Raw genomic sequence first — 19,296 nt, forward strand, 5'->3', positions numbered from 1 at the left:
GGCAAAAATGAGCGAGCGCAAGGCACTGTTGATTCTGCATGGCAAGCAGGCACTCAATGAGGAGGTCCGTGCAGCCGTCGAAGGCAAGCGCCAGCAGGGCTGGAAACTGGCTGTTCGACTGACTTGGGAGGCCGGTGATGCGCAGCGGTTGGTGGAAGAAGCGCTGGCGGCAGGCTATACGCAACTGATTGCCGGCGGCGGCGACGGTACCTTGCGTGACATCGCTGAAGCCATGGCGGCGCATTCGACGCAGGCCAGTCTGGTACTTTTGCCCTTGGGCACCGCCAATGATTTTGCGCGTGCTGCCGGTGTGCCTCTGGAGCCCGCTCAGGCGTTGGATCTTCTGGAGGCTGTCCCGCGAACCATTGATCTGGGGGAAGTCGGCGGTCAGGTTTTCCTGAACATGGCCACTGGCGGCTTTGGCAGTCAGGTCACGGCCAATACCTCCGAAGATCTGAAAAAAATTCTTGGCGGCGCCGCTTATCTCTTCACGGGTTTATCGCGCTTCAGTGAGTTGCATGCGGCCTATGGCGAGTTGCAGGGGCCAGATTTTCACTGGCGCGGCGAATTGTTGGCATTGGGCATTGGCAATGGCCGACAGGCTGGCGGTGGTCATGTGTTGTGCCCGCAGGCGCTGGCTGACGATGGTCTGCTGGATATCAGCATTTTGCCCGCGCCACAGGAAGTGGTCGGTACCTTGAAAGATTTGCTGGCCGATGGCTTCGGCATCGACAACATGTTCGTACGAGCTCGCTTGCCATGGGTGGAGATCAAAGTCTCGGAGGGCCTTTATATCAACCTTGATGGTGAGCCTCTGGAGGGCGACAGCCTGCGTTTCTCGGCGCGCCCGGCGGCATTGCGTGTGCATTTGCCCGAAGGCTCGCCGCTGCTGAGCGTCTCGAATCCAGTTAATCGTCCAGACTGATGATTTGCTCGCGCACGGCGAACAGCACCAGGCCGGCCACATCGTAGATCTGCAAGCGTTTCATGATCTGCGAGCGGTGGGTTTCGACAGTCTTGATGCTCAGAGCCAGGCCATTGGCGATTTCCCGGGTGGATTTTCCGCGAACAATCAGTCGCAGGATTTCCAGCTGACGTGCCGTCAGGTTGTGCGAGTCCTGGGTTTGCGCCTGATTTTTCTGAGCTCGAGTCAGCGCCTGGTTGATGACTGTATGGGCAATGGCCGGGCTCAGATAGCGTTCGTTATTGCGCAAGGCATCCAGCGCATGTTCGAGTTCGGTGGCCGTGGTGTCCTTGAGCAGGTAGCCATGAGCCCCTGATTCCAGGGCCTGCATGATAAGCGCCGGGTCGGTGTGCATCGACAGGATGAGCACTTTGCACTGCGGGCGTACGCGCTTGAGTCGCTGCAAGGCTTCAAGACCACCGGTTTCCTTCATGGAAATATCCAGCAGAATGATGTCCGGGGACAGCTGCTCGACCATCTCGACTAACAGTGAGCCGTCATTGGCCTCCCCGATTACCGCATAGCCGGGAATATCCAGCACCAAGGCGCGCACGCCAGCCCTGATAAGCGAGTGGTCATCCACCAGAAGTAAGTTACAAGTCAATGCATAACCTTATTCGTACTGGCCCGTTCTAGCGCACGCGGCGCCCAGGGGAAGAGTGCTTCGATTTGAGTGCCTTTGCCCGGCTCGCTGGTCACGGTCAGTGTGCCACCTAACTGATCGATCCGTTCCGACATCCCGGCCATTCCGCGTTGCCCCTCGCGAGCGGGATCTGCCGCTGGCGCGAAACCCAGGCCGTCGTCGCTGATCAACAACGTCAGGCCTTGGGGCAGGCGTTGCAGGCGGACCAACAAATTACTGGCCTCGGCGTGACGCAGTATATTGGTAACCGCTTCTTGGGTGATGCGAAAAGCCGCCACCGCCATTTCCTCCGGTATGCCCGTCAGGCGTTGATGGCACTCCAGGCTCCAATGCACGGAGGTATTGGCCAGGGTCCTGAGTAAATGTGCACGCAGGCTGGCTTCCAGTCCGAGACTGGCCAGTTGCCGCGGATTCAGGATGGCCGACACATCTCGCACCTTGGTGAGTGTTTCGTCCAGCGTTTCGCACAGTACCGAACACTGACCCTGCAGTTCTTCGGGCATTCGACGTTTGAGCCATTCACTTTGAAGTTTCGCGGCGGTCAGCAATTGACCGATGTCATCATGCAGTTCCCGACTGAGCCGATGGCGTTCGTTTTCCTGCACTTGCAGCAGGCGGTCAGCCAGTTCTTGAGGTTGAAACTTTATCGATTTGCGCGAAAGGCAATGTCCCACCCAGACACAGGTCAGCGCTGCACTATTGAGCAGCAGCAGACTCAACGGCACAGACATGGACAAGCTGTAGACCAGCAGGCTGCCAAGCGTCGAACAGATACACAGAAAAAGCGTGAACCGGCGCGCGTTTTTTCGGGAGGGTGGCCACAGGGTAATTGACTTGAGGCTGGCGTACATAGCGGATGGAGCCAATAGATGTTCGCTGCGGGCAGACCGGCCACAAGGGCTGACGGGTCTCTGTGTGGAAATCGTTGTGTGAAGTCGACTTCGGCTGTGGTGCAGTGCTGGAAATGCAGCCTTCAGGGGGCTTGGCTGGATCACTTTGCCATTAATTGGCGTCAACTAATGGTCGGCATACTACCACTTAACATACCGTTGGTCGCGTTCGGTATATAGCTCTATATAATCAAAATACAGTTTTTGGACGATAGTTCCATAATGGAAAAACTTTCGATTGTTGTCGTCGGAAGATATCGATTGCCAGGCATTTTTTTTATTGCCAGGCACTATCTGAAGTCGAGACAGGGATAACTATTTCGAACTGTCTTCGACGCAATGACCCATTCAATTGCGGCATGAGCGCATCAAGTTACAGGGCGGCATCATGGCAATAGAAAAGCGCAACACGGCCAGGGCTGATGTTTTTAAGCTTGCCGTTCCGAGAACGAAACCAACCTGAAGGGTCTGGCATGGCTGGGCGGCTGAAACTGACTTTGTCCCACTTGAAACGCAAACGCTTCTATCAGTGAGGTCTGTTCAGTGTCATCGAGACCGAGTTGGCCGGTAGTCTGATCGATGAGTTCGAGTTGCCAGGCCAATAATGTGAAGCAGTCCTTGAGCGCGTCCAGGGCTTGATCGTGCAGGTCCATGTGGTTCTGCGCGCAGCTCAGTAATCCATGGATATGCAGCGAGAACTCCGAGACCGCCGCCAGTGCCAAGGCATCGGCCTTGCTGGACAGCTTGAGAAGGGTGCTGAGCATGCAATCGATGGCGTCCTTGTCATTGCTGATCAGTTGCAAATGACTCAGGCATTCCTCGGATTTGGCCAAGAGTGTTTCAGCCTCAACGAGAAATTCCGGAAATCGCTGAGCCCACTCTTTGGTGTCGTTCGGCATGCTTATCTCCACAACGTCGTGTCAGATGAGGGAATGTCGTGTGTGCCGACGAGAACCATATGTGTCCCCGCGCTGCCAAGCCTTCGTGATATCGCGCTCCGGCAGGTTTGAGCGCCGGCAGGGGAACTCGAGAGGGTGGATGGCCACTGACCTGCAATCGCACACAAAAGCCTGACTCCATTCATGCAATGAGAATGGCGTCACATTAATGGCTATTGGATATTGCGAATATCAGGTTGGGCCTGATTGTTACTAGGGGAATCCCTTACGCAGGGGAACCTAACGTGCAAACCGAGGTCGCGCCGCAGGGAAGGAAGCGGATGAAAATCACGGAGCCAGTAAAGCATGATGTTAATGTGACATCAATGCCTGAGCCTGGCATTTTGTCTGGGGGTCAAGGTCCGGCAAAAACAGCCGATAACTCCCTTTAGTGAATTCATCAGAACAAGCCCAGGAGTCATTAATGGCCGGCATTCTCGACACGGTAGACCAACGCACGCAACTAGTGGGTGAGAATCGCCTGGAAATTCTCATGTTTCGGCTGGCCGGACGGCAATTGTTTGCGATCAACGTCTTCAAGGTCCAGGAAGTGCTTCAGCTGCCGAAGCTAACCCTGATGCCGCAACGCCATCCCTTTGTTTGCGGCGTGGTCAACCTGCGTGGCCAGACGCTGCCGGTGATCGACCTGTCCCAGGCCATCGGCATGCGCCCGTTGGTGCCAAGTCCCACCAGTACCATTATTGTCACCGAGTACAACCGCTCGGTGCAGGCGTTTCTGGTCGGTGGCGTGGACCGCATCGTCAACATGAACTGGGAAGCCATTTTGCCGCCGCCGGCCAGTGCCGGTCGCCAGCATTACCTGACCGCCATCAGCAAGGTCGATGATCAGTTGGTGGAAATCATCGACGTCGAGAAAGTCCTGGCCGAGATCGTTCCGTACAACGCCAAGGTATCGCGCGACAAACTCGACGATCCGGTGCTGGAGCGTGCCCGTGGCCGTGAAGTGCTGCTGGTGGATGACTCTAACGTGGCCTTGTCGCAGTTGCGCGACACCTTGGGCCAATTGGGCGTGAAGATGCACATTGCCAGCGATGGCTTGAAGGCGCTGAACATGCTCAAGGCCTGGGCCGATACGGGCGAAGTCATGACCGACAAGCTGCTGATGATCTTCACCGATGCGGAAATGCCGGAGATGGACGGCTATCGCCTGACCACCGAAATCCGTAACGACCCCCGTTTGCGCGGGCTTTATGTGGTCTTGCACACTTCGCTGTCGGGCAGCTTCAACGACTCGATGGTGAAGAAGGTCGGCTGCGACAACTTCCTCTCCAAATTCCAGCCCGACAAACTCGTCGACGTGGTGCGCCAGCGTCTGATGCTCGACGCTGTACCTGCCTGATAGCACGAGTAGAGGCTGGTTTGACATCAGCCTTTGATTCGGCAATCAAGCTCGTATAGGGTGGCGTTTTTACCCACCAGGGAGTTGGCCATGCGTCTGAGCGCGCTTTATCGTTTTCCATTGAAATCCGGCAAGGGCGAGACCCTCAATCAGGTCAGCCTGGACAAGCTGGGACTGGACGGTGATCGACGCTGGATGCTGGTGGACGAAGCCAGTGGGCGTTTTCTGACCCAACGCGCGGTCGCGAAAATGAGTCAGCTGTCGGCGTTGTGGAATGCCGACGGCGGCTTGACCCTCAGTGCCCCGGGCCATTCAACGATCGATATTGCGTTGCCTGACGGCGATGCCGATCTGCGTGGGGTGACCATCTGGCGCGACACCTTGCGCGTCCCCGATGCCGGCGATGCGGCGGGTGCCTGGGTCAGTGAGTTCATCGGCAAGCCGACGCGTCTGGTGCAAGTGCCGCTTGATCGCGCACGGACCACCCAGGCCGGCTATGGCAAGGACGACGATCAGGTGGCGTTTGCCGACGGTTTCCCGTTGTTGCTGATTGGTCAGGCGTCGCTGGAAGACTTGTCGAGCAAAGTCGGGCGGCCGCTGGAGATGTTGCGTTTCCGGCCCAATCTGGTGATCGAGGGCAGTGAGGCGTATGCCGAAGATAGCTGGAAGCGCATCCGCATTGGCGATGTCGAGTTCCGCGTGGTCAAGTCCTGCTCACGCTGCATTCTGACCACCATCGACCCGCAGACCGGCGAACGCAGCGAAGATCGTGAACCGCTGGCCACATTGCAGAAATACCGCACCGAGGCCGACGGCGCGATGTTCGGGCAGAATCTGGTCAACGACGGCAATGGCCGGCTTGAAGTCGGCATGCCCGTGACGATCCTCGAGTAAAAGCCCTTCAAAATAAAAAATGCCCGGGTCCAAGGACACGGGCATTTTTTTTGTCGCTGTGAAAACCCGGGGGTTTAGCCGCGGTATTCGCACAGGTAAGCAGTGTCGACGGCCACTTTCAGCTGGAATTTGCTGTTGGCGGGTACGTTGAACTGGCTGCCGGCGGCGAAGGTTTCCCAGGTGTCGCTGTCAGGCAGTTTGACGGTCAGGGCGCCGGACACCACGTGCATGATTTCACGCTGGCTGGTGCCGAATTCGTATTCGCCCGGTGCCATGACGCCGATGGTCGCTGGACCTTCAGCGGTGCCAAAGGCGATCGACTTGACGGTGCCGTCGAAGTACTCGTTGACTTTAAACATGGGCGGTTCCTCGAAAAGGGCTAAAAAGGGCCGGCCAGTATGCACAAGGTGTCGATAGGCGTCACCTCCTGCACTCAAGGATTAGCGGGGAAAATCAGCGGTAACAAACGCGCCGTATTGCGCGCGTCTTCCAGCGCCCGATGCTGCTGACCGTTGAACTGCAGGCCCGCCAGTTGCAGGGCCCCGTTGAGCCCCAGCGGGCGCTCCAGCCGACAAGCCTTGGCGAAGCGTTGCTTGAGGTTCATGTGCGGCACCCGGCTCAGGGCGCTGTCGAGTTGCAGGCGCTGCCAGTCCTGAAGCAGTTGTTTGCGGTCGTAATCGCCCCAACTGGCCCAGCCTTCCAGGCTCGCGTGATGTTGGCCGAGCCAGCGTTCGAACAACGGCCAGATGTCGGTGAGCGGCTGTGAGGCATCGATATTGGCCTGGGTGATGTGGGTCAGTTCCCGGCAAAACGGCGTCAGCAAGGGCCGGCGCAACGGGCGCACGAAGCACTGGAAGTGATCCAGTTCCTGGCCTTTGCGGTCCACGAGGGTGGCACCGATTTCGATGATTTCCATTTCTGTGACTGGCCAGCCGCCCTCATCGGTGGTGGCTTCCAGATCAATGACCAACCAGTGAGGCATCGCAGGGTTCCTGGTATCCGCGTCCTGATAGGGCTTGAGCGTAGCCAAACCCGGCGGATCCGCCTAGCGGCTTATTCGACCTCTAACAAAATCTGACGATTTTTGACCTGATCGCCGACCCTGACCTGCAAGCGTTTAAGCACTCCGTCAATCCCGGATTTGAGCGGATGCTCCATTTTCATTGCTTCGAGCACCACCAATAGCTGACCTTTGCTGACCGGGCTGCCCTCACTGACCAGTACATCGACGATCGCCCCGTCCATCGGCGCTTTGAGCGTGCCGGAACTGACACTGGCCTGTCCGCTGACCAGCGCCAGGGTCCGATCGACCAGTCGCAGGCAGCCGGGGCGCGTGAACAACCACAGTTGCCCGGCCTCGAGGCGATAGGCATGGCGTTGGCGGATGCCGTCGATTTCCAGGGTGGCCCAGTGTCCGTCGCATCCGATGACCTTCAGTTCGAGGGCGCGAGCGCCGATCTGAGCACGGTAGGGTTTGCCAGGTTCAGCGTTCAATTCCACCGGCCAGTCCTGATCCTCCTGGCCGATTCGGTAGTGCAAAGGCACGCTGGCGTTGTTGCGCCAACCGGCCAGCGGGGCGCGGTGAGCCTGCGCTGAAGCCTGATAAAACAGCGCCGCAGCGATGGCCAGTTCTTCGGCGCTCGGCACATGGGGATGCAGGCAGGGATGATCGGCGAAGTGCGTGGGGATGAACCCGGTGCTGAACTCGCCACTGATGAACTGTGGATGTTCCAGCAGACAGGCGAGCAAGCGCTGGTTGCTTTGCACGCCCAGCAGCACGCTGTCTTGTACCGCCCGCAGCAACTTGCGCCGGGCTTCTTCGCGGGTGGCACCGTGGGCGATGAGTTTGCCCAGCATCGGATCATAAAACGGACTGACAGACTGACCTTCGATCAAGCCATGGTCGATCCGCACGCTGCCCTGCAATGCAGGTTCCCAGGCTGCGATTCGCCCGGTTTGCGGCAGAAATCCCTGGGCTGGATCTTCGGCGTACAGGCGCACTTCCATGGCATGGCCGTTGAGCTGCACCTGCTCCTGTCGCAACGGCAGTGGCAGTCCTTCGGCCACGTGAAACTGCCAGGCCACCAGATCGAGGCCGGTGATCAGCTCTGTCACCGGGTGTTCCACTTGCAGCCGGGTGTTCATCTCCAGAAAGTAAAACTGCCCGCGAGCATCCAGCAGGAACTCCACAGTGCCGGCGCCGACGTAATTCACCGCGCGCCCCGCCTTGAGCGCAGCTTCGCCCATGGCCTGGCGTAAGTCGGCAGTCATCACCGGGCAGGGCGCTTCCTCGATGATTTTCTGATGCCGGCGCTGGATCGAACAATCGCGCTCACCAAGGTAGATCAGGTTGCCGTGTTGATCGCCGAACACCTGAACCTCGACGTGACGTGGGTCGATCAAGGCTTGTTCGAGGATCAGTTCGTCGCTGCCAAAGCCGTGCAGTGCTTCGGAGCGCGCGGTGCGGATCTGCTCCAGCAGCTCTCCAGCGCGGTGTACCAGGCGCATGCCCCGACCGCCGCCACCGGCACTGGCCTTGATCATCAGCGGGTAGCTGATGCGTTCGGCTTCGCGACTCAGAGTCGCGTCGTCCTGTTCGCTGCCCTGATAGCCTTTGATGCAGGGCACGCCCGCTTTGATCATGGCGAGTTTCGACAGACGTTTGCTGCCCATCAATTCAATGGCCTCTGGGCTCGGGCCGATGAAGATGATGCCGGCCTGTTGGCAGGCGCGGGCGAATGCTGCGTTTTCCGAGAGGAAGCCGTAACCGGGGTGGATCGCATCGGCACCGGTGCGCCGGGCGGCGTCGATGATTGCCGGGATGTTCAGGTAAGACTGCTGCACCGGGGCCGGGCCGATGTTCACGGCTTCGTCGGCCATCTGCACATGCAAGGCATCGGCGTCGGCGTCGCTGAATACTGCGACGGTGCGGTATCCCAGCGCTTGCGCGGTGCGCTGGATGCGGCAGGCGATTTCACCGCGGTTGGCGATCAGGATTTTGCTGAAGGCGGGCATGGGTTATTCCCTTTGTATTACGGTGAATGAGATGGCCCCATCGCGGGCAAGCCCGCTCCCACAGGATTTTGTGAACGACACAGATCTCTGTGGGCGCGGGCTTGTCCGCGATGCTCTTAAATCGCCCAACCCGGTTTTCGCTTTTGCACAAAGGCCATCGTCCCCTCGACCCCTTCATCCCCGGTCACTGCTTCACTGAACCACTCGGCCGCCTGATCCAGCAGGCCATCCGAGAGTTGCGCCGCACTCGCCAGCAAAAGTTTTTTGGTCGCCGCATTCGCCCCCGGAGCACAACACAACACATGGGCCAGCACTTCATCGAGGCGCTCGGCCAAGGCTTGCGGGTCATGCTCGACAAAATGCACCAATCCCATGCGTCGCGCCTGGTTGCCATCGAACCGTGCGGCGGTCAGGGCCAGTCGGCGGGCCTGGGTCAGGCCGATGCGCTGTACCACGAACGGTGCGATCTGCGCCGGCAACAGGCCGAGGCTGGTTTCCGGCAGGCCGAATTGCGCCTGATGATCGGCCATCGCGATATCGCTGACGCAAGCCAGGCCGAAGCCGCCGCCAAGCACCGCGCCTTGCAGCACCGTGATGACCACTTGCGGCGCGTGCTGGGTTTCTTCCAGCAAGGCGCCGAACGCACGGTTCAATTCGCGGTAGGCCGTCTGACCCTGAGCGCGGGCATTGGCCATGTCCTTGATGTCGGCACCGGCACAAAAATGCCCGCCGGCACCGCCGATCACCAACGCACGAACCTGCCGGTCATCGCGCACCGCCGCCAGCACCGCGCGCAGCTCGGCGACCATTTGCAGGCTCATGGCGTTGCGACTGTCGGGGCGATTGAGGGTGATGTGCAGGACGCCGTTATGCCGTTCGAGCAACAGGGTCTGGCAAACGGGAAGGGTGTTCATTTCTTTTTCCCCGGCAGGATGCCCATGAGTTTGCAGATGATCCCCAGCATGATTTCGTCGGCACCGCCGCCGATCGACACCAGCCGCACATCGCGGTAAGCCCGCGCCACCGGGTTGTCCCACATGAAGCCCATGCCGCCCCAATATTGCAGGCAACTGTCGCTGACTTCCCGGCCCAGTCGCCCGGCCTTGAGTTTGGCCATGGACGCCAGACGGGTGACGTCCTGGCCTTTGATGTATTGCTCGGTGGCCTGGTAGACCAGCGCCCGCAGGCATTCGATTTCGGTTTGCAGTTCGGCCAGGCGGAAATGGATGACTTGATTGTCGATCAGCGCATTGCCGAAGGTCTTGCGCTCCTTGCAATACTCGATGGTGCTGTCGACGCAATACTCCAGGCCTTTGATCATGTTCGCCGCGCCGAACAATCGTTCTTCCTGGAACTGCAGCATCTGCATCATGAACCCCGCGCCTTCGTGGCCAATGCGGTTGCGTTGCGGCACGCGCACGTTGTCGAAAAACACCTGGGCGGTTTCCGAGCTGCGCATGCCGAGTTTGTCCAGGTGCGAGCTGAGGCTGATGCCGGGGCTGTTCATTGGCACCATGATCAGCGACTTGTTGATGTGCGGTTTGTCGTCCGAGGTGTTGGCCAGCAGGCAGATGAAATCGGCGCTCGGCGAGTTGGTGATCCACATCTTGCTGCCATTGATCACGTAGTCGTCGCCGTCCTTGCGGGCGGTGGTTTTCAAGCCTGCTACATCGGAGCCGGCACCGACTTCGGAGACGCCGATACAGCCGACCTGTTCACCGGTGATCGCCGGCCGCAGGAACTCTTCGCGCAGTTCATCGGAGCCGAAACGCGCCAGGGCCGGGGTGCACATGTCGGTCTGCACGCCGATGGACATCGGAATGCCGCCGCAATGAATGGTGCCGAACTCTTCGGCGGCCACAATCGAATAGCTGTAGTCGAGCCCCATGCCGCCGAATTTTTCCGGTTTGGAAATCCCCAGCAGACCGAGGTCGCCCGCCTTGCGGAAGATCTCATGGATCGGAAAGCGCCCAGCCTTTTCCCATTCCTCGACATGAGGATTGATCTCGTGATCGACGAATTGGCGGACGGTGCGGCGCAGTGCTTCGTGTTCCTGGGTGAAGATCATTTTTTATTGTTCTCCTGTGATCGTTCCCACGCTCGGCGTGGGAATGCAGCCTTAGACGCTCCGCGTCATCAAAAACGGGCTACGCCGAAACTGTTGGATTGCAGCGAACGAACTTCGGCCTCATGGCAGATGTCCAGCAAGTACCCGAGCAACGTGCGGGTGTCCCGCGGATCGATCAGCCCGTCGTCCCATAGATTGGCGCTGCCATACAACGCGGTGGACTGGCTGTCGAGCTTCTGCGCGGTGACTTGTTCCAGCATGTCGAGCATTTTCGGGTCGGGCACCAACCCGTCCTTGAGCTGTTTGGCTTCGGTGACGATCCGCAACACTTTGCCGGCCTGAGCGCCGCCCATCACCGCGGTGCGGCTGTTGGGCCATGCGAAAATGAAGCGCGGATCGAGGCCACGGCCGCACATCGCGTAGTTGCCAGCGCCGTAGGAACCACCGACGACGATCGTCAATTTAGGCACTCGGGCATTGGCCACCGCTTGAATCATTTTCGCGCCGTGCTTGATCACCCCTTGTTGTTCCGACTCGGTGCCGACCATGAAACCGGTGGTGTTGTGGAAAAACAGCAGGGGCGTCTGGCTCTGGTCGCAGAGCTGAATGAACTGTGCAGCCTTGCTCGCACCTTTGGGCGTAATCGGGCCGTTGTTGCCGATGAAGCCGCAGGCTCGACCCTGAATCTGCAAATGCCCGCAGATCGTTTGCTGGTCGAACTCGCCCTTGAATTCGAGGAAGTTCGACGCGTCGGCAATCCGGGCGATGATTTCCCGTACGTCGTAGGGCTTTTTCGGGTCATCCGGGATCAGCCCCAGCAGTTCGTCGATGGGGTAGAGCGGTTCTTCCCATCGACGTTCGGGTAACCATGGCAACTGATCGTTCCACGGCAACAGGCTCATGATCTCGCGCACCTGGCGCACGCCATCGGCATCGTTCTCGGCCAGGTATTCGGCGGTGCCGGCGGTTTGCGCGTGCATCTGGGCGCCGCCCAGTTCTTCATCGGTAGCGACTTCACCGGTGGCGGCCTTGAGCAGCGGCGGCCCGGCAAGAAACAGCTTGGCCTTGCCGCGCACCACCACCACGTAATCCGACAACCCCGGCTGATAAGCACCGCCCGCCGTGGCCGAGCCATGGACCACGGTAATTTGTGGCAAGCCCATGGCCGACAACCGCGCCTGATTGGCAAAGCTGCGCGCGCCTTCGACGAAAATCTCCGCCGCGTAATTGAGGTTGGCGCCTCCGCTTTCCGCGAGGGTGATTACCGGCAATTTGTTTTCCATGGCGATCTGTTGCAGGCGCAGGGATTTTTTCAAACCGCTGGGGGAAATGGTTCCACCCTTGATCGCGCTGTTGTTCGCCACCACCAAAACCCGCGCGCCGGACACGTAACCGATCCCGGCGATCAAACCGCCGCCAGCCGAGCTGCCGTCTTTGTCGTCGTGCAGCTTGTAGCCGGCCAGGCTCGCCAGTTCGAGGAACGGCGCGCCGGGGTCAAGCAGCAGGTTAAGTCGCTCCCGGGGCAGCAGTTGCCCGCGCTTGTCGAACCTGGGCTTGGCTTCGGCGGCTTTGCTCAGCAGGTTCTGTTCGAGCTGACGGACCTGCTCGATGCTGGCCAGCATGGCCGCACGGTGACGGGCGAACGATTCGCTGAACGGGTCTACCTGGGACTGGATGACCGGCATGGTTATTCCTTGTCCTTGGATTCATCTGGTTTGGAGACGTCTGGTTTGGAGGCGTCAGGTTTGGACGCGTCGGGTCTGAGTACTTCGGGTAGATAGGCGCGGTGAAAGCCGTTGTAGGAATGACTGTTCTGCGCCTTGTGCATTGGCCAGGCCCGCCCGCCGAGGCTGGCGGCGCCGTCGATGCGCAACGTGCTGCCGCTGACAAAAGCGGCTGCCGGGCTGAGCAGGAAAACAATCGCCGCGCTGATTTCCGATTCGGTGCCGATGCGCTTGAGCGGTACGTGTTCGCACAGGGTCGGGATTACGGCCCGGAACGCACCTTCGTAGGTGTCCATGCCGCTGGAAGCGACCCAGCCCGGCGCGACGGCGTTGACCCGCACGCCGGCATAGCCCCATTCAAACGCGGCGGTCTTGGTGAAGTTGTCCATGCCCGAGCGCGCCGCGCCCGAGTGACCCATGCCGGGCATGCCGCCCCACATGTCGGCGAGCATGTTGACGATGGCGCCGCCGTGCTTGCTCATGGACTGATTGAACACCTCACGGGCCATCAGAAAACCGCCCACCAGGTTGGTGCGCAGTATGGTTTCGAACCCTTTCTGATTGATCGACGCCAGGGGCGAGGGGTACTGCCCGCCGGCATTGTTGACCAGCCCATGAATCGGCCCGTGTTTGCGGATCAGTTCGCTGACCAATTGCGTAACGGCGTCTTCATCGCGGATATCGCAGACCTGCCAACTGGCTTTCCCCCCGTCTTCGGTGATTTCGGCGGTGACCTTTTTCAGTTTCTCGGCATTCCGCCCCACCAGCAGCACCTGCGCGCCGAGGGCTGCGAGCTCATGGGCGGTGCAACGGCCAATGCCGCTGCCGCCACCGGTGACGATGATGTTTTGGCCAGCGAACAGGTCGGGTTTGTAAATCGAGTCATAAGCCATGGCGAAGGTCCTCTTAGGGGGCGTTCTCAATTAGTTTCCCTGCCGCGTTGTCGCCTTAAAGCGGGCCAGGCAAGGCGCAGGCCGCTGGGAATGGTAGCTCCCTTTCCAAGGCCTGCAACGCAGCCTGGCCCGCTTTAAGGCACAACCCGAAGGGCCGGGCCTGCTGTTGTGCAGGGCTGTGTTGCTCGAAGCTTATTTGGAATGACCAAACTACGCTTCTCGCGCCTTGCCCTGCACAACAGCAGACCCGGCGCGGCGGGGAAACTAATTGAGAACGCCCCCTAGACCTGATCGGCGATGTGCTGCGGCACCGGAATCTGGATCTCCAGCAGTTGTTGGGCGAACGCCTTGCCTTGCGGATCGATCCGCAGGCTGGCCACGCCACCGCCGCCGAGCGCGTTCTCCAGAAGAAAATTAAAGCTCTGAGTGCCGGGTAAATACCAGCGTTCGACACGGCCGTGGATCGGGTCGAGGACATGGCTCATCCAGTCGACCATCACCTCAGGTGTCAGCGCTTCGGCGATCCATGGCAGGTAGTCGGGATGGCGGGCCATGACGCCGATATTGCTGTGATTGCCCTTGTCGCCGGAACGCGCCACGGCGAGTTTGATCAGGGCCACGCTGGCGTCGGCGCGCTCGGTGGGTTGGGGCGGATCGAACGGTAGCGGCAAGTCAGCCGGGTCGAGTACATCGAGGGCGGGCAGGGCGCACGGGTGGCGCTCACCGGCGAGGTCGACTTGCAGGGGGCAGGCCGTTTTGTCGATCAGGAATGAAAACAGCCGAATCAGCGGGTACACCGTCGGCCGCCCTCCGACGATCCCGGTCAACCCCGGCGCCATGCCGGTGGCGGCTTGGGCGATTTCCCGGGAAAAAAGAATCAAGGCCTGTTTGCTTGGGTGGCGCACGGCGAGTTTGATCACCACTTCGCGGCTGTCCTGGCGTTGGCCGTGGGGGCCATAAGTCGCTTCGCTGCCCAGCAACTCAATGTTCACTTCGCTGTAGGGTGCCCAGCCGCGCTGGCTGAACATTTCCGAGGTTTTGTTGATTATCGCCTGGCTGACCCGTCGGGCCTTGGCCACGGCATCGATCCCGGCGATCAGGCAACTGGCGGTGCAGCGGAAACCGTCCGGATACGTGGCGCTGACCTTGTAGTGATCGGTCGGCGGCAAGCCTTTTGCGCCATGCACCTGAACCGCGTTTTTACCTTGTTGCACGAGTTTGACCTGGCTGAAATCGCACACCACGTCGGGCAGCAAATAGGCCTGCGGGTCGCCGATTTCATAAAGCATCTGCTCGCCAACGGTCAGGGGCGTAACCAGGCCGCCGGAACCATCGGGTTTGCTGACGATAAACTGGCCGTCGGCGCCCACTTCGACGATCGGAAAACCGATGTGTTCGTAATCGGGCACGTCGTGCCAATCGGTGAAATTGCCGCCGGTGCACTGGGCGCCACATTCAATGAGGTGCCCGGCCAATGCAGCCTGGGCGAGTTTGTCGTAGTCGTGCCACGACCAGCCGAACTCATGCACCAGCGCGGCGCTGACCACGGCGCTGTCGACCACGCGCCCGGTAATTACAATGTCGGCGCCCAGGCGCAGGGCTTCGACGATGCCCGGCGCGCCGAGGTAGGCGTTGGTCGATACGCACATCGGCGGCAAGGGCGTACCACTGAACATCTCATGCAGGCCAAGGCTGCTCAGCTGTTTGAACTGCGGTTGCAGATCGTCACCCGACAGCACGGCAATCTTCAGCGTCACCCCGGCCTTGTCGCAAGCCGCTTGCAGGGCCGCGGCGCAAGCCTGTGGATTGACGCCGCCGGCATTGCTGATGACGCGGATCTTCTGTTCCGCTAGCTGGTTGAGGAGGGGACTGAGGACTTCGATGAAGTCGCTGGCGTAGCCGGCCGCCGGATCTTTCATCCTCGCCCCGGCCATGATCGACATTGTGATCTCGGCCAGATAATCGAACACCAGGTAGTCCAGCCGCCCGCCTTCCACCAGTTGCTCGGCGGCGGTCGAGGTGTCGCCCCAGAATGCGCTGGCGCACCCGATGCGGATTGTTTTAGGCGCAGTCAATTCCATAACCACCTCCGACAGAAGTGCTTCGAGACTACCAAGCAAGCGCTTGGTTTGTAAACGGCTGAAATATCTTCTGCCCAAGCGCTTGCTTGGTCGCCCCCGCCAGCTTAAATTGCCCGCGCAACCCCGCTGTTTTAGCGGCCAGCGGCGCAATTGATTGATCGACTGTAGGAGAGAACGGGTGGACGAGCAAAAAGCCCTGAGGGTGATGCGCGAATTGGTCGACAGCGGCCAATTGACCGACCCGGACAGCGCCCGCGGCAAACTGCTGCAAGTGGCCGCTCACCTGTTTCGTCATAAAGGTTATGAACGTACCACCGTGCGTGACCTGGCCAGTGCGGTGGGTATTCAGTCAGGCAGTATTTTTCATCACTTCAAAAGCAAGGATGAGATCCTGCGGGCAGTGATGGAGGAGACCATTCGCTACAACACCGCGTTGATGCGTGCAGCCCTGGCCGAGGCCGGCAGTGTGCGCGAGCGGGTTTTGGCGCTGATTCGCTGCGAATTGCAGTCGATCATGGGCGGCAGCGGCGAAGCCATGGCGGTGCTGGTGTATGAGTGGCGTTCGCTATCAGCGGAAGGTCAGGCGCAAGTTTTGGCGCTGCGTGATATTTATGAAGACATCTGGTTGCAGGTGCTGGGCGAAGCCAAGGACGCCGGTTTTATCCGTGGCGACGTGTTCATCACCCGCCGTTTCCTGACGGGCGCGTTATCCTGGACCACCACCTGGTTTCGTGCCGATGGCAGCATGAGTCTCGATCAATTGGCCGATGAGGCGTTGATTCTGGTGCTTGAAGAACGGCAGTAAGCCGTCTATCTCGGTAAGAAACTGGCTAAGTCGGCGAAACCGCCTAGCTTGAATACATTGATGGATATTTTTTTCGGGGAGTAGGCTGTTTTGATGTCTTCACCAATTCGAACAGTGTCTCGGCTTTTGCTGGCGGCGCTTGCAGTGTGCTGCGTGTTGCCATCTCAGGCTGCGCAACAGGTGCGGGTCGGTGCCGCGCATTTTCCACCCTACACCGTGCGCCCGGAGTCCGGTGCCGACACCGGTCTGTTGCCGCAACTGGTGGAAGCGCTGAATCAGTTGCAAACGGACTATCAGTTTGTGCTGGTGCCCACCTCGATTCCTCGACGTTTCAACGATTTCAAGGACGGCCGGGTCGACATGGCGATTTTCGAGAACCCGAACTGGGGCTGGAAGGACATCCCGCACACCCTCGTCGACATGGGCCTGGAAGATGCAGAAATCTTTGTCGCGCAGAAGAAACCCGATCGCGATGAGAATTACTTCAAGGACCTGACGGGCAAGCGTCTGGCGCTGTACAGCGGCTATCACTACGAGTTTGCCAATTTCAATGCCGATCCCAAGTATCTGGCCGACGCCTACAAGGCCACGCTGACCTATTCCCATGACAGCAACTTGCTGATGGTGCTGCGCGCACGAGCGGACATTGCCTTGGTGACACGTTCCTACCTGAGCGATTACCTGCTGCGTAACGAGAAAGTCGGCGAGCAATTGCTGGTGTCGCAACGCGTCGATCAGGTCTATCACCATTACGCGTTGATTCGCCCGCAGGCGCCGATTACCGGCGAAGCCTTTGGCAAGTTGCTGCAAGGCCTGCGAAACAACGGCCAGATGCTGAAGATTTTTGATCCCTACAAAATTGCCCTGGTGCCGGTGGGCAAGCCCTGAATCGTGCCCCTGATTAGTGCCATGGGACGCGCATTTGGCGACTGCGCTTAAATTTCCAGCCCCGGCTCACGTCACATCGTTGAACTGTCGACGATTACCGTGAGCCCCACCCATGTCCAATCTGAATGACCTGACCACCCTGGCCTTGCCGTCAGGCAACTGTCTTGTAGCTGATGAAACCGCCAGCCGCCTGAGCCTCAGCCTGCAAGGGCAACCGTTGATCGAGCTGCGGCTGACCCGCGAGCCGCAATTGCATCTGCGGCTGGAGGAGCGTTTCGGCCGTCCTGACGGTCAGGCATTCTGGGCGGCCTGCTATTGGCTGTTTGCCCGTGACGCGGCATGTCAGCGTCTGACCTGGCACCTCGATGAAGTGCCCACCGAAGCCTTGCTCAGCGGATTACTGATCGCGACCGAACTCACCGGCCAGTATCGCTGCGAACGCACGCTGTTCTGGCAATTGCCCCAGCCTTGGCTGGGGGAGTCGCGCGCAGGCAGCTATCCGCAGCAAATGGTCATCAGTAGCGGCAAGCGCCATCCATTGCGGGCGGTGAAACCCCGTGGTGAGGTGTATCGACGCTTCGATGCGCGGCTCGGTGCGTGGGTCTCCCTGCGCACGGTAGAAATCGAGCATGACCTGGCGCGTTTCAACCGCTGGCAGAACAGCCCGCGGGTGGCGAGTTTCTGGCAGGAGGAGGGCAGTCTCGAGAAGCATCGTGAATACCTGAGCAAGCTCGAAGCCGACCCGCATACCTTGACGCTGATCGGCTGCTTCGATGATCAGCCGTTTGCCTATTTCGAAGCCTATTGGGCCAAGGAAGATCGCATTGCGCCGTTCTACGATGCCGGCGATTACGACCGTGGCATTCACATGCTGGTGGGCGAAGAACATCACCGCGGCCCGCACAAGGTGGCGAGCTGGCTATCGGCGCTGGTGCATTACCTGTTTCTCGATGATCCACGCACTCAACGGGTGGTCGCCGAGCCTCGCGCCGACAACGCGAAGATGATCGGGCATATGCACAATCAGTGTTTCCACTGCGAAAAAGAGTTCGACTTCCCGCACAAGCGCGCGGCGCTGATGGTGTTGGGGCGTGAGCGGTTTTTTGATCGGTGTGCGTTGGCTTGATGCGTAAGGCTCAAGGTCTGTTGCGGGCTTGAGTCAGCCATCGCGAGCCTGCTCGCGATGGAGGCGCCGAGATTCCAGATTCTAACGACGCGCGAAGGTATCCGCACGATTGCCCGACACTTTGCGGCAATGCACCAGCGCATCACGAATCATGAAGTTCACCAGGGTTGGCGAGACGCCGAGTTCCTTGGCGATGTCTTTTTGCGGTACGCCGTGCAGGCGGTACATCTCGAAGGCGTAACGGGTGCGGCTGGGCAGCTCCGTCAGCGCATCGGCAATGTTTTCCAGGGTCGAGAAATTCATGTGCGAGGTTTCCGGCGAAGCGCCCTGAATCACCACGTTCAGACCTTCCTCTTCCGGGCCTGAATACTTCTGCTCCAGCGCCTGCTTGCGGTAATGGTCGATCGCCAGGTTGCGCACGATCTGGAACAGATAGCTGAGCTGCGCCTTGATTGACGATGTGATCTGCGGCGCCGATTGCAGCCGGAAGAACGCATCCTGCACCACGTCTTCGGCGCGTGATCGGCAACCGGTGATGCGGGCGGCAATCTTGACCAGAATCAGTCGGTTGTCGACGAAGGCCTGAAGTAGCGGTGAATCGCACCTGCTTGTGGATACTTGTTCCGTCATTGGAAATCACCTTGCTGCAAATAGGGTCGTGGGACGACAGGGGGGGGCGGAGTCGTCCTACACATCGAGCGACAAATTAGGCTGAATGATAATGATTGTCAATTGAGAAAGAGAATTAATGCTCCACATAAGAGCAGAGTGAGAACGGCGACACGCTGACCCACCTACCTGGCTGCAAGCCTGCCGGCGCTTAAGCCTGGCGACTAATTATTTCAAGGCTTCATCCGTTCTCATTGGTGAATGGCTGCGGGCGCAAGCCCCGGCCAAACCAGCATTCCCAATGCCTTGCGCGGTCGGCGAAGACCGCGTCCTGCATGCCCATGAACGGGCGTGACGTACGAAAACCGATTCCACTTGCAAGCCGAATTCAGGCAGGA

Annotated in this window: 18 protein-coding genes; 6 read left to right on the forward strand and 12 right to left on the reverse strand. The window is 59.6% G+C overall.

The genetic code is table 11. The features are described 5' to 3' along the window. Positions 1 to 7 precede the first annotated feature (7 nt). Positions 8 to 925: a lipid kinase YegS gene (gene yegS, locus AB7M26_RS13865; RefSeq protein WP_123497591.1), complete on the forward strand. Its 918-nt coding sequence runs from the start codon at positions 8 to 10 to the stop codon at positions 923 to 925. Here yegS and AB7M26_RS13870 read toward each other — a convergent pair. From AB7M26_RS13870 to AB7M26_RS13880, 3 genes are all read right to left on the reverse strand, one after another. Next, positions 909 to 1,568 (reverse strand): response regulator, encoded by a 660-nt coding sequence (locus tag AB7M26_RS13870; protein WP_123497551.1) that lies wholly within the window; start codon positions 1,566 to 1,568, stop codon positions 909 to 911. The genes yegS and AB7M26_RS13870 overlap by 17 nt on opposite strands. Next, positions 1,565 to 2,458 (reverse strand): sensor histidine kinase, encoded by an 894-nt coding sequence (locus AB7M26_RS13875; RefSeq protein WP_123497549.1) that lies wholly within the window; start codon positions 2,456 to 2,458, stop codon positions 1,565 to 1,567. Before AB7M26_RS13875 ends, AB7M26_RS13870 begins: the two co-directional genes overlap by 4 nt. 467 nt (positions 2,459 to 2,925) lie before the next feature. Beyond that, on the reverse strand, positions 2,926 to 3,396 hold the full coding sequence (locus AB7M26_RS13880) for a hypothetical protein (protein WP_123497547.1): 471 nt from the start codon (positions 3,394 to 3,396) through the stop codon (positions 2,926 to 2,928). A gap of 463 nt (positions 3,397 to 3,859) precedes the next feature. Between AB7M26_RS13880 and AB7M26_RS13885 the strand changes: the two genes are divergently transcribed. Further along, complete coding sequence (locus tag AB7M26_RS13885) at positions 3,860 to 4,795, forward strand: chemotaxis protein CheV (protein ID WP_123497545.1); 936 nt, start codon at positions 3,860 to 3,862, stop codon at positions 4,793 to 4,795. Positions 4,796 to 4,885: 90 nt separating this feature from the next. Continuing rightward, on the forward strand, positions 4,886 to 5,689 hold the full coding sequence (locus tag AB7M26_RS13890) for an MOSC domain-containing protein (RefSeq protein WP_429378679.1): 804 nt from the start codon (positions 4,886 to 4,888) through the stop codon (positions 5,687 to 5,689). A gap of 74 nt (positions 5,690 to 5,763) precedes the next feature. On the opposite strand, the gene ppnP is transcribed toward AB7M26_RS13890, so the two are convergent. From ppnP to AB7M26_RS13930, 8 genes are all read right to left on the reverse strand, one after another. Then, entirely contained in the window at positions 5,764 to 6,048 is a 285-nt protein-coding gene (ppnP, locus tag AB7M26_RS13895; RefSeq protein ID WP_007895072.1) for a pyrimidine/purine nucleoside phosphorylase, read from the reverse strand. A gap of 74 nt (positions 6,049 to 6,122) precedes the next feature. Then, positions 6,123 to 6,671, reverse strand: coding sequence for an exonuclease domain-containing protein (locus AB7M26_RS13900; protein ID WP_123497540.1), 549 nt, complete (start codon positions 6,669 to 6,671; stop codon positions 6,123 to 6,125). Positions 6,672 to 6,742: 71 nt separating this feature from the next. Then, positions 6,743 to 8,704: an acetyl/propionyl/methylcrotonyl-CoA carboxylase subunit alpha gene (locus tag AB7M26_RS13905; protein WP_123497538.1), complete on the reverse strand. Its 1,962-nt coding sequence runs from the start codon at positions 8,702 to 8,704 to the stop codon at positions 6,743 to 6,745. A 116-nt stretch (positions 8,705 to 8,820) separates the two neighbouring features. After that, a complete protein-coding gene (locus AB7M26_RS13910) occupies positions 8,821 to 9,618 on the reverse strand; it encodes an enoyl-CoA hydratase/isomerase family protein (RefSeq protein WP_123497536.1) in 798 nt (265 codons plus the stop codon). Beyond that, positions 9,615 to 10,772 carry a citronellyl-CoA dehydrogenase gene (gene atuD / locus AB7M26_RS13915; protein WP_008075606.1) on the reverse strand — a complete coding sequence of 386 codons (1,158 nt, stop codon included), beginning with the start codon at positions 10,770 to 10,772 and terminating at the stop codon, positions 9,615 to 9,617. The genes AB7M26_RS13910 and atuD overlap by 4 nt, the downstream gene beginning before the upstream one ends. A 68-nt stretch (positions 10,773 to 10,840) precedes the next feature. Beyond that, positions 10,841 to 12,457: a geranyl-CoA carboxylase subunit beta gene (atuC, locus tag AB7M26_RS13920; RefSeq protein ID WP_123497534.1), complete on the reverse strand. Its 1,617-nt coding sequence runs from the start codon at positions 12,455 to 12,457 to the stop codon at positions 10,841 to 10,843. Positions 12,458 to 12,459: 2 nt separating this feature from the next. Beyond that, positions 12,460 to 13,389, reverse strand: coding sequence for an SDR family oxidoreductase (locus tag AB7M26_RS13925; protein ID WP_123497532.1), 930 nt, complete (start codon positions 13,387 to 13,389; stop codon positions 12,460 to 12,462). 281 nt (positions 13,390 to 13,670) lie between these two features. Next, positions 13,671 to 15,470: an acyclic terpene utilization AtuA family protein gene (locus AB7M26_RS13930; protein ID WP_123497530.1), complete on the reverse strand. Its 1,800-nt coding sequence runs from the start codon at positions 15,468 to 15,470 to the stop codon at positions 13,671 to 13,673. 178 nt (positions 15,471 to 15,648) lie between these two features. On the opposite strand from AB7M26_RS13930, the gene AB7M26_RS13935 reads away from it, so the two are divergent. From AB7M26_RS13935 to AB7M26_RS13945, 3 genes are all read left to right on the forward strand, one after another. Continuing rightward, positions 15,649 to 16,275 carry a TetR/AcrR family transcriptional regulator gene (locus AB7M26_RS13935; protein ID WP_123497528.1) on the forward strand — a complete coding sequence of 209 codons (627 nt, stop codon included), beginning with the start codon at positions 15,649 to 15,651 and terminating at the stop codon, positions 16,273 to 16,275. A 93-nt stretch (positions 16,276 to 16,368) separates the two neighbouring features. Next, positions 16,369 to 17,163, forward strand: coding sequence for a substrate-binding periplasmic protein (locus AB7M26_RS13940; protein WP_123497526.1), 795 nt, complete (start codon positions 16,369 to 16,371; stop codon positions 17,161 to 17,163). A 112-nt stretch (positions 17,164 to 17,275) separates the two neighbouring features. After that, positions 17,276 to 18,289 (forward strand): GNAT family N-acetyltransferase, encoded by a 1,014-nt coding sequence (locus tag AB7M26_RS13945; protein ID WP_123497524.1) that lies wholly within the window; start codon positions 17,276 to 17,278, stop codon positions 18,287 to 18,289. A gap of 81 nt (positions 18,290 to 18,370) precedes the next feature. Here AB7M26_RS13945 and AB7M26_RS13950 read toward each other — a convergent pair whose 3' ends face one another. After that, the gene (locus tag AB7M26_RS13950; protein ID WP_007894994.1) at positions 18,371 to 18,919 is read right to left on the reverse strand and encodes an RNA polymerase factor sigma-70; all 549 of its coding nucleotides are present in this window, start codon (positions 18,917 to 18,919) and stop codon (positions 18,371 to 18,373) included. Positions 18,920 to 19,296 lie beyond the last annotated feature (377 nt).

The sequence above is a fragment of the Pseudomonas sp. F-14 TE3482 genome (assembly GCF_053629455.1).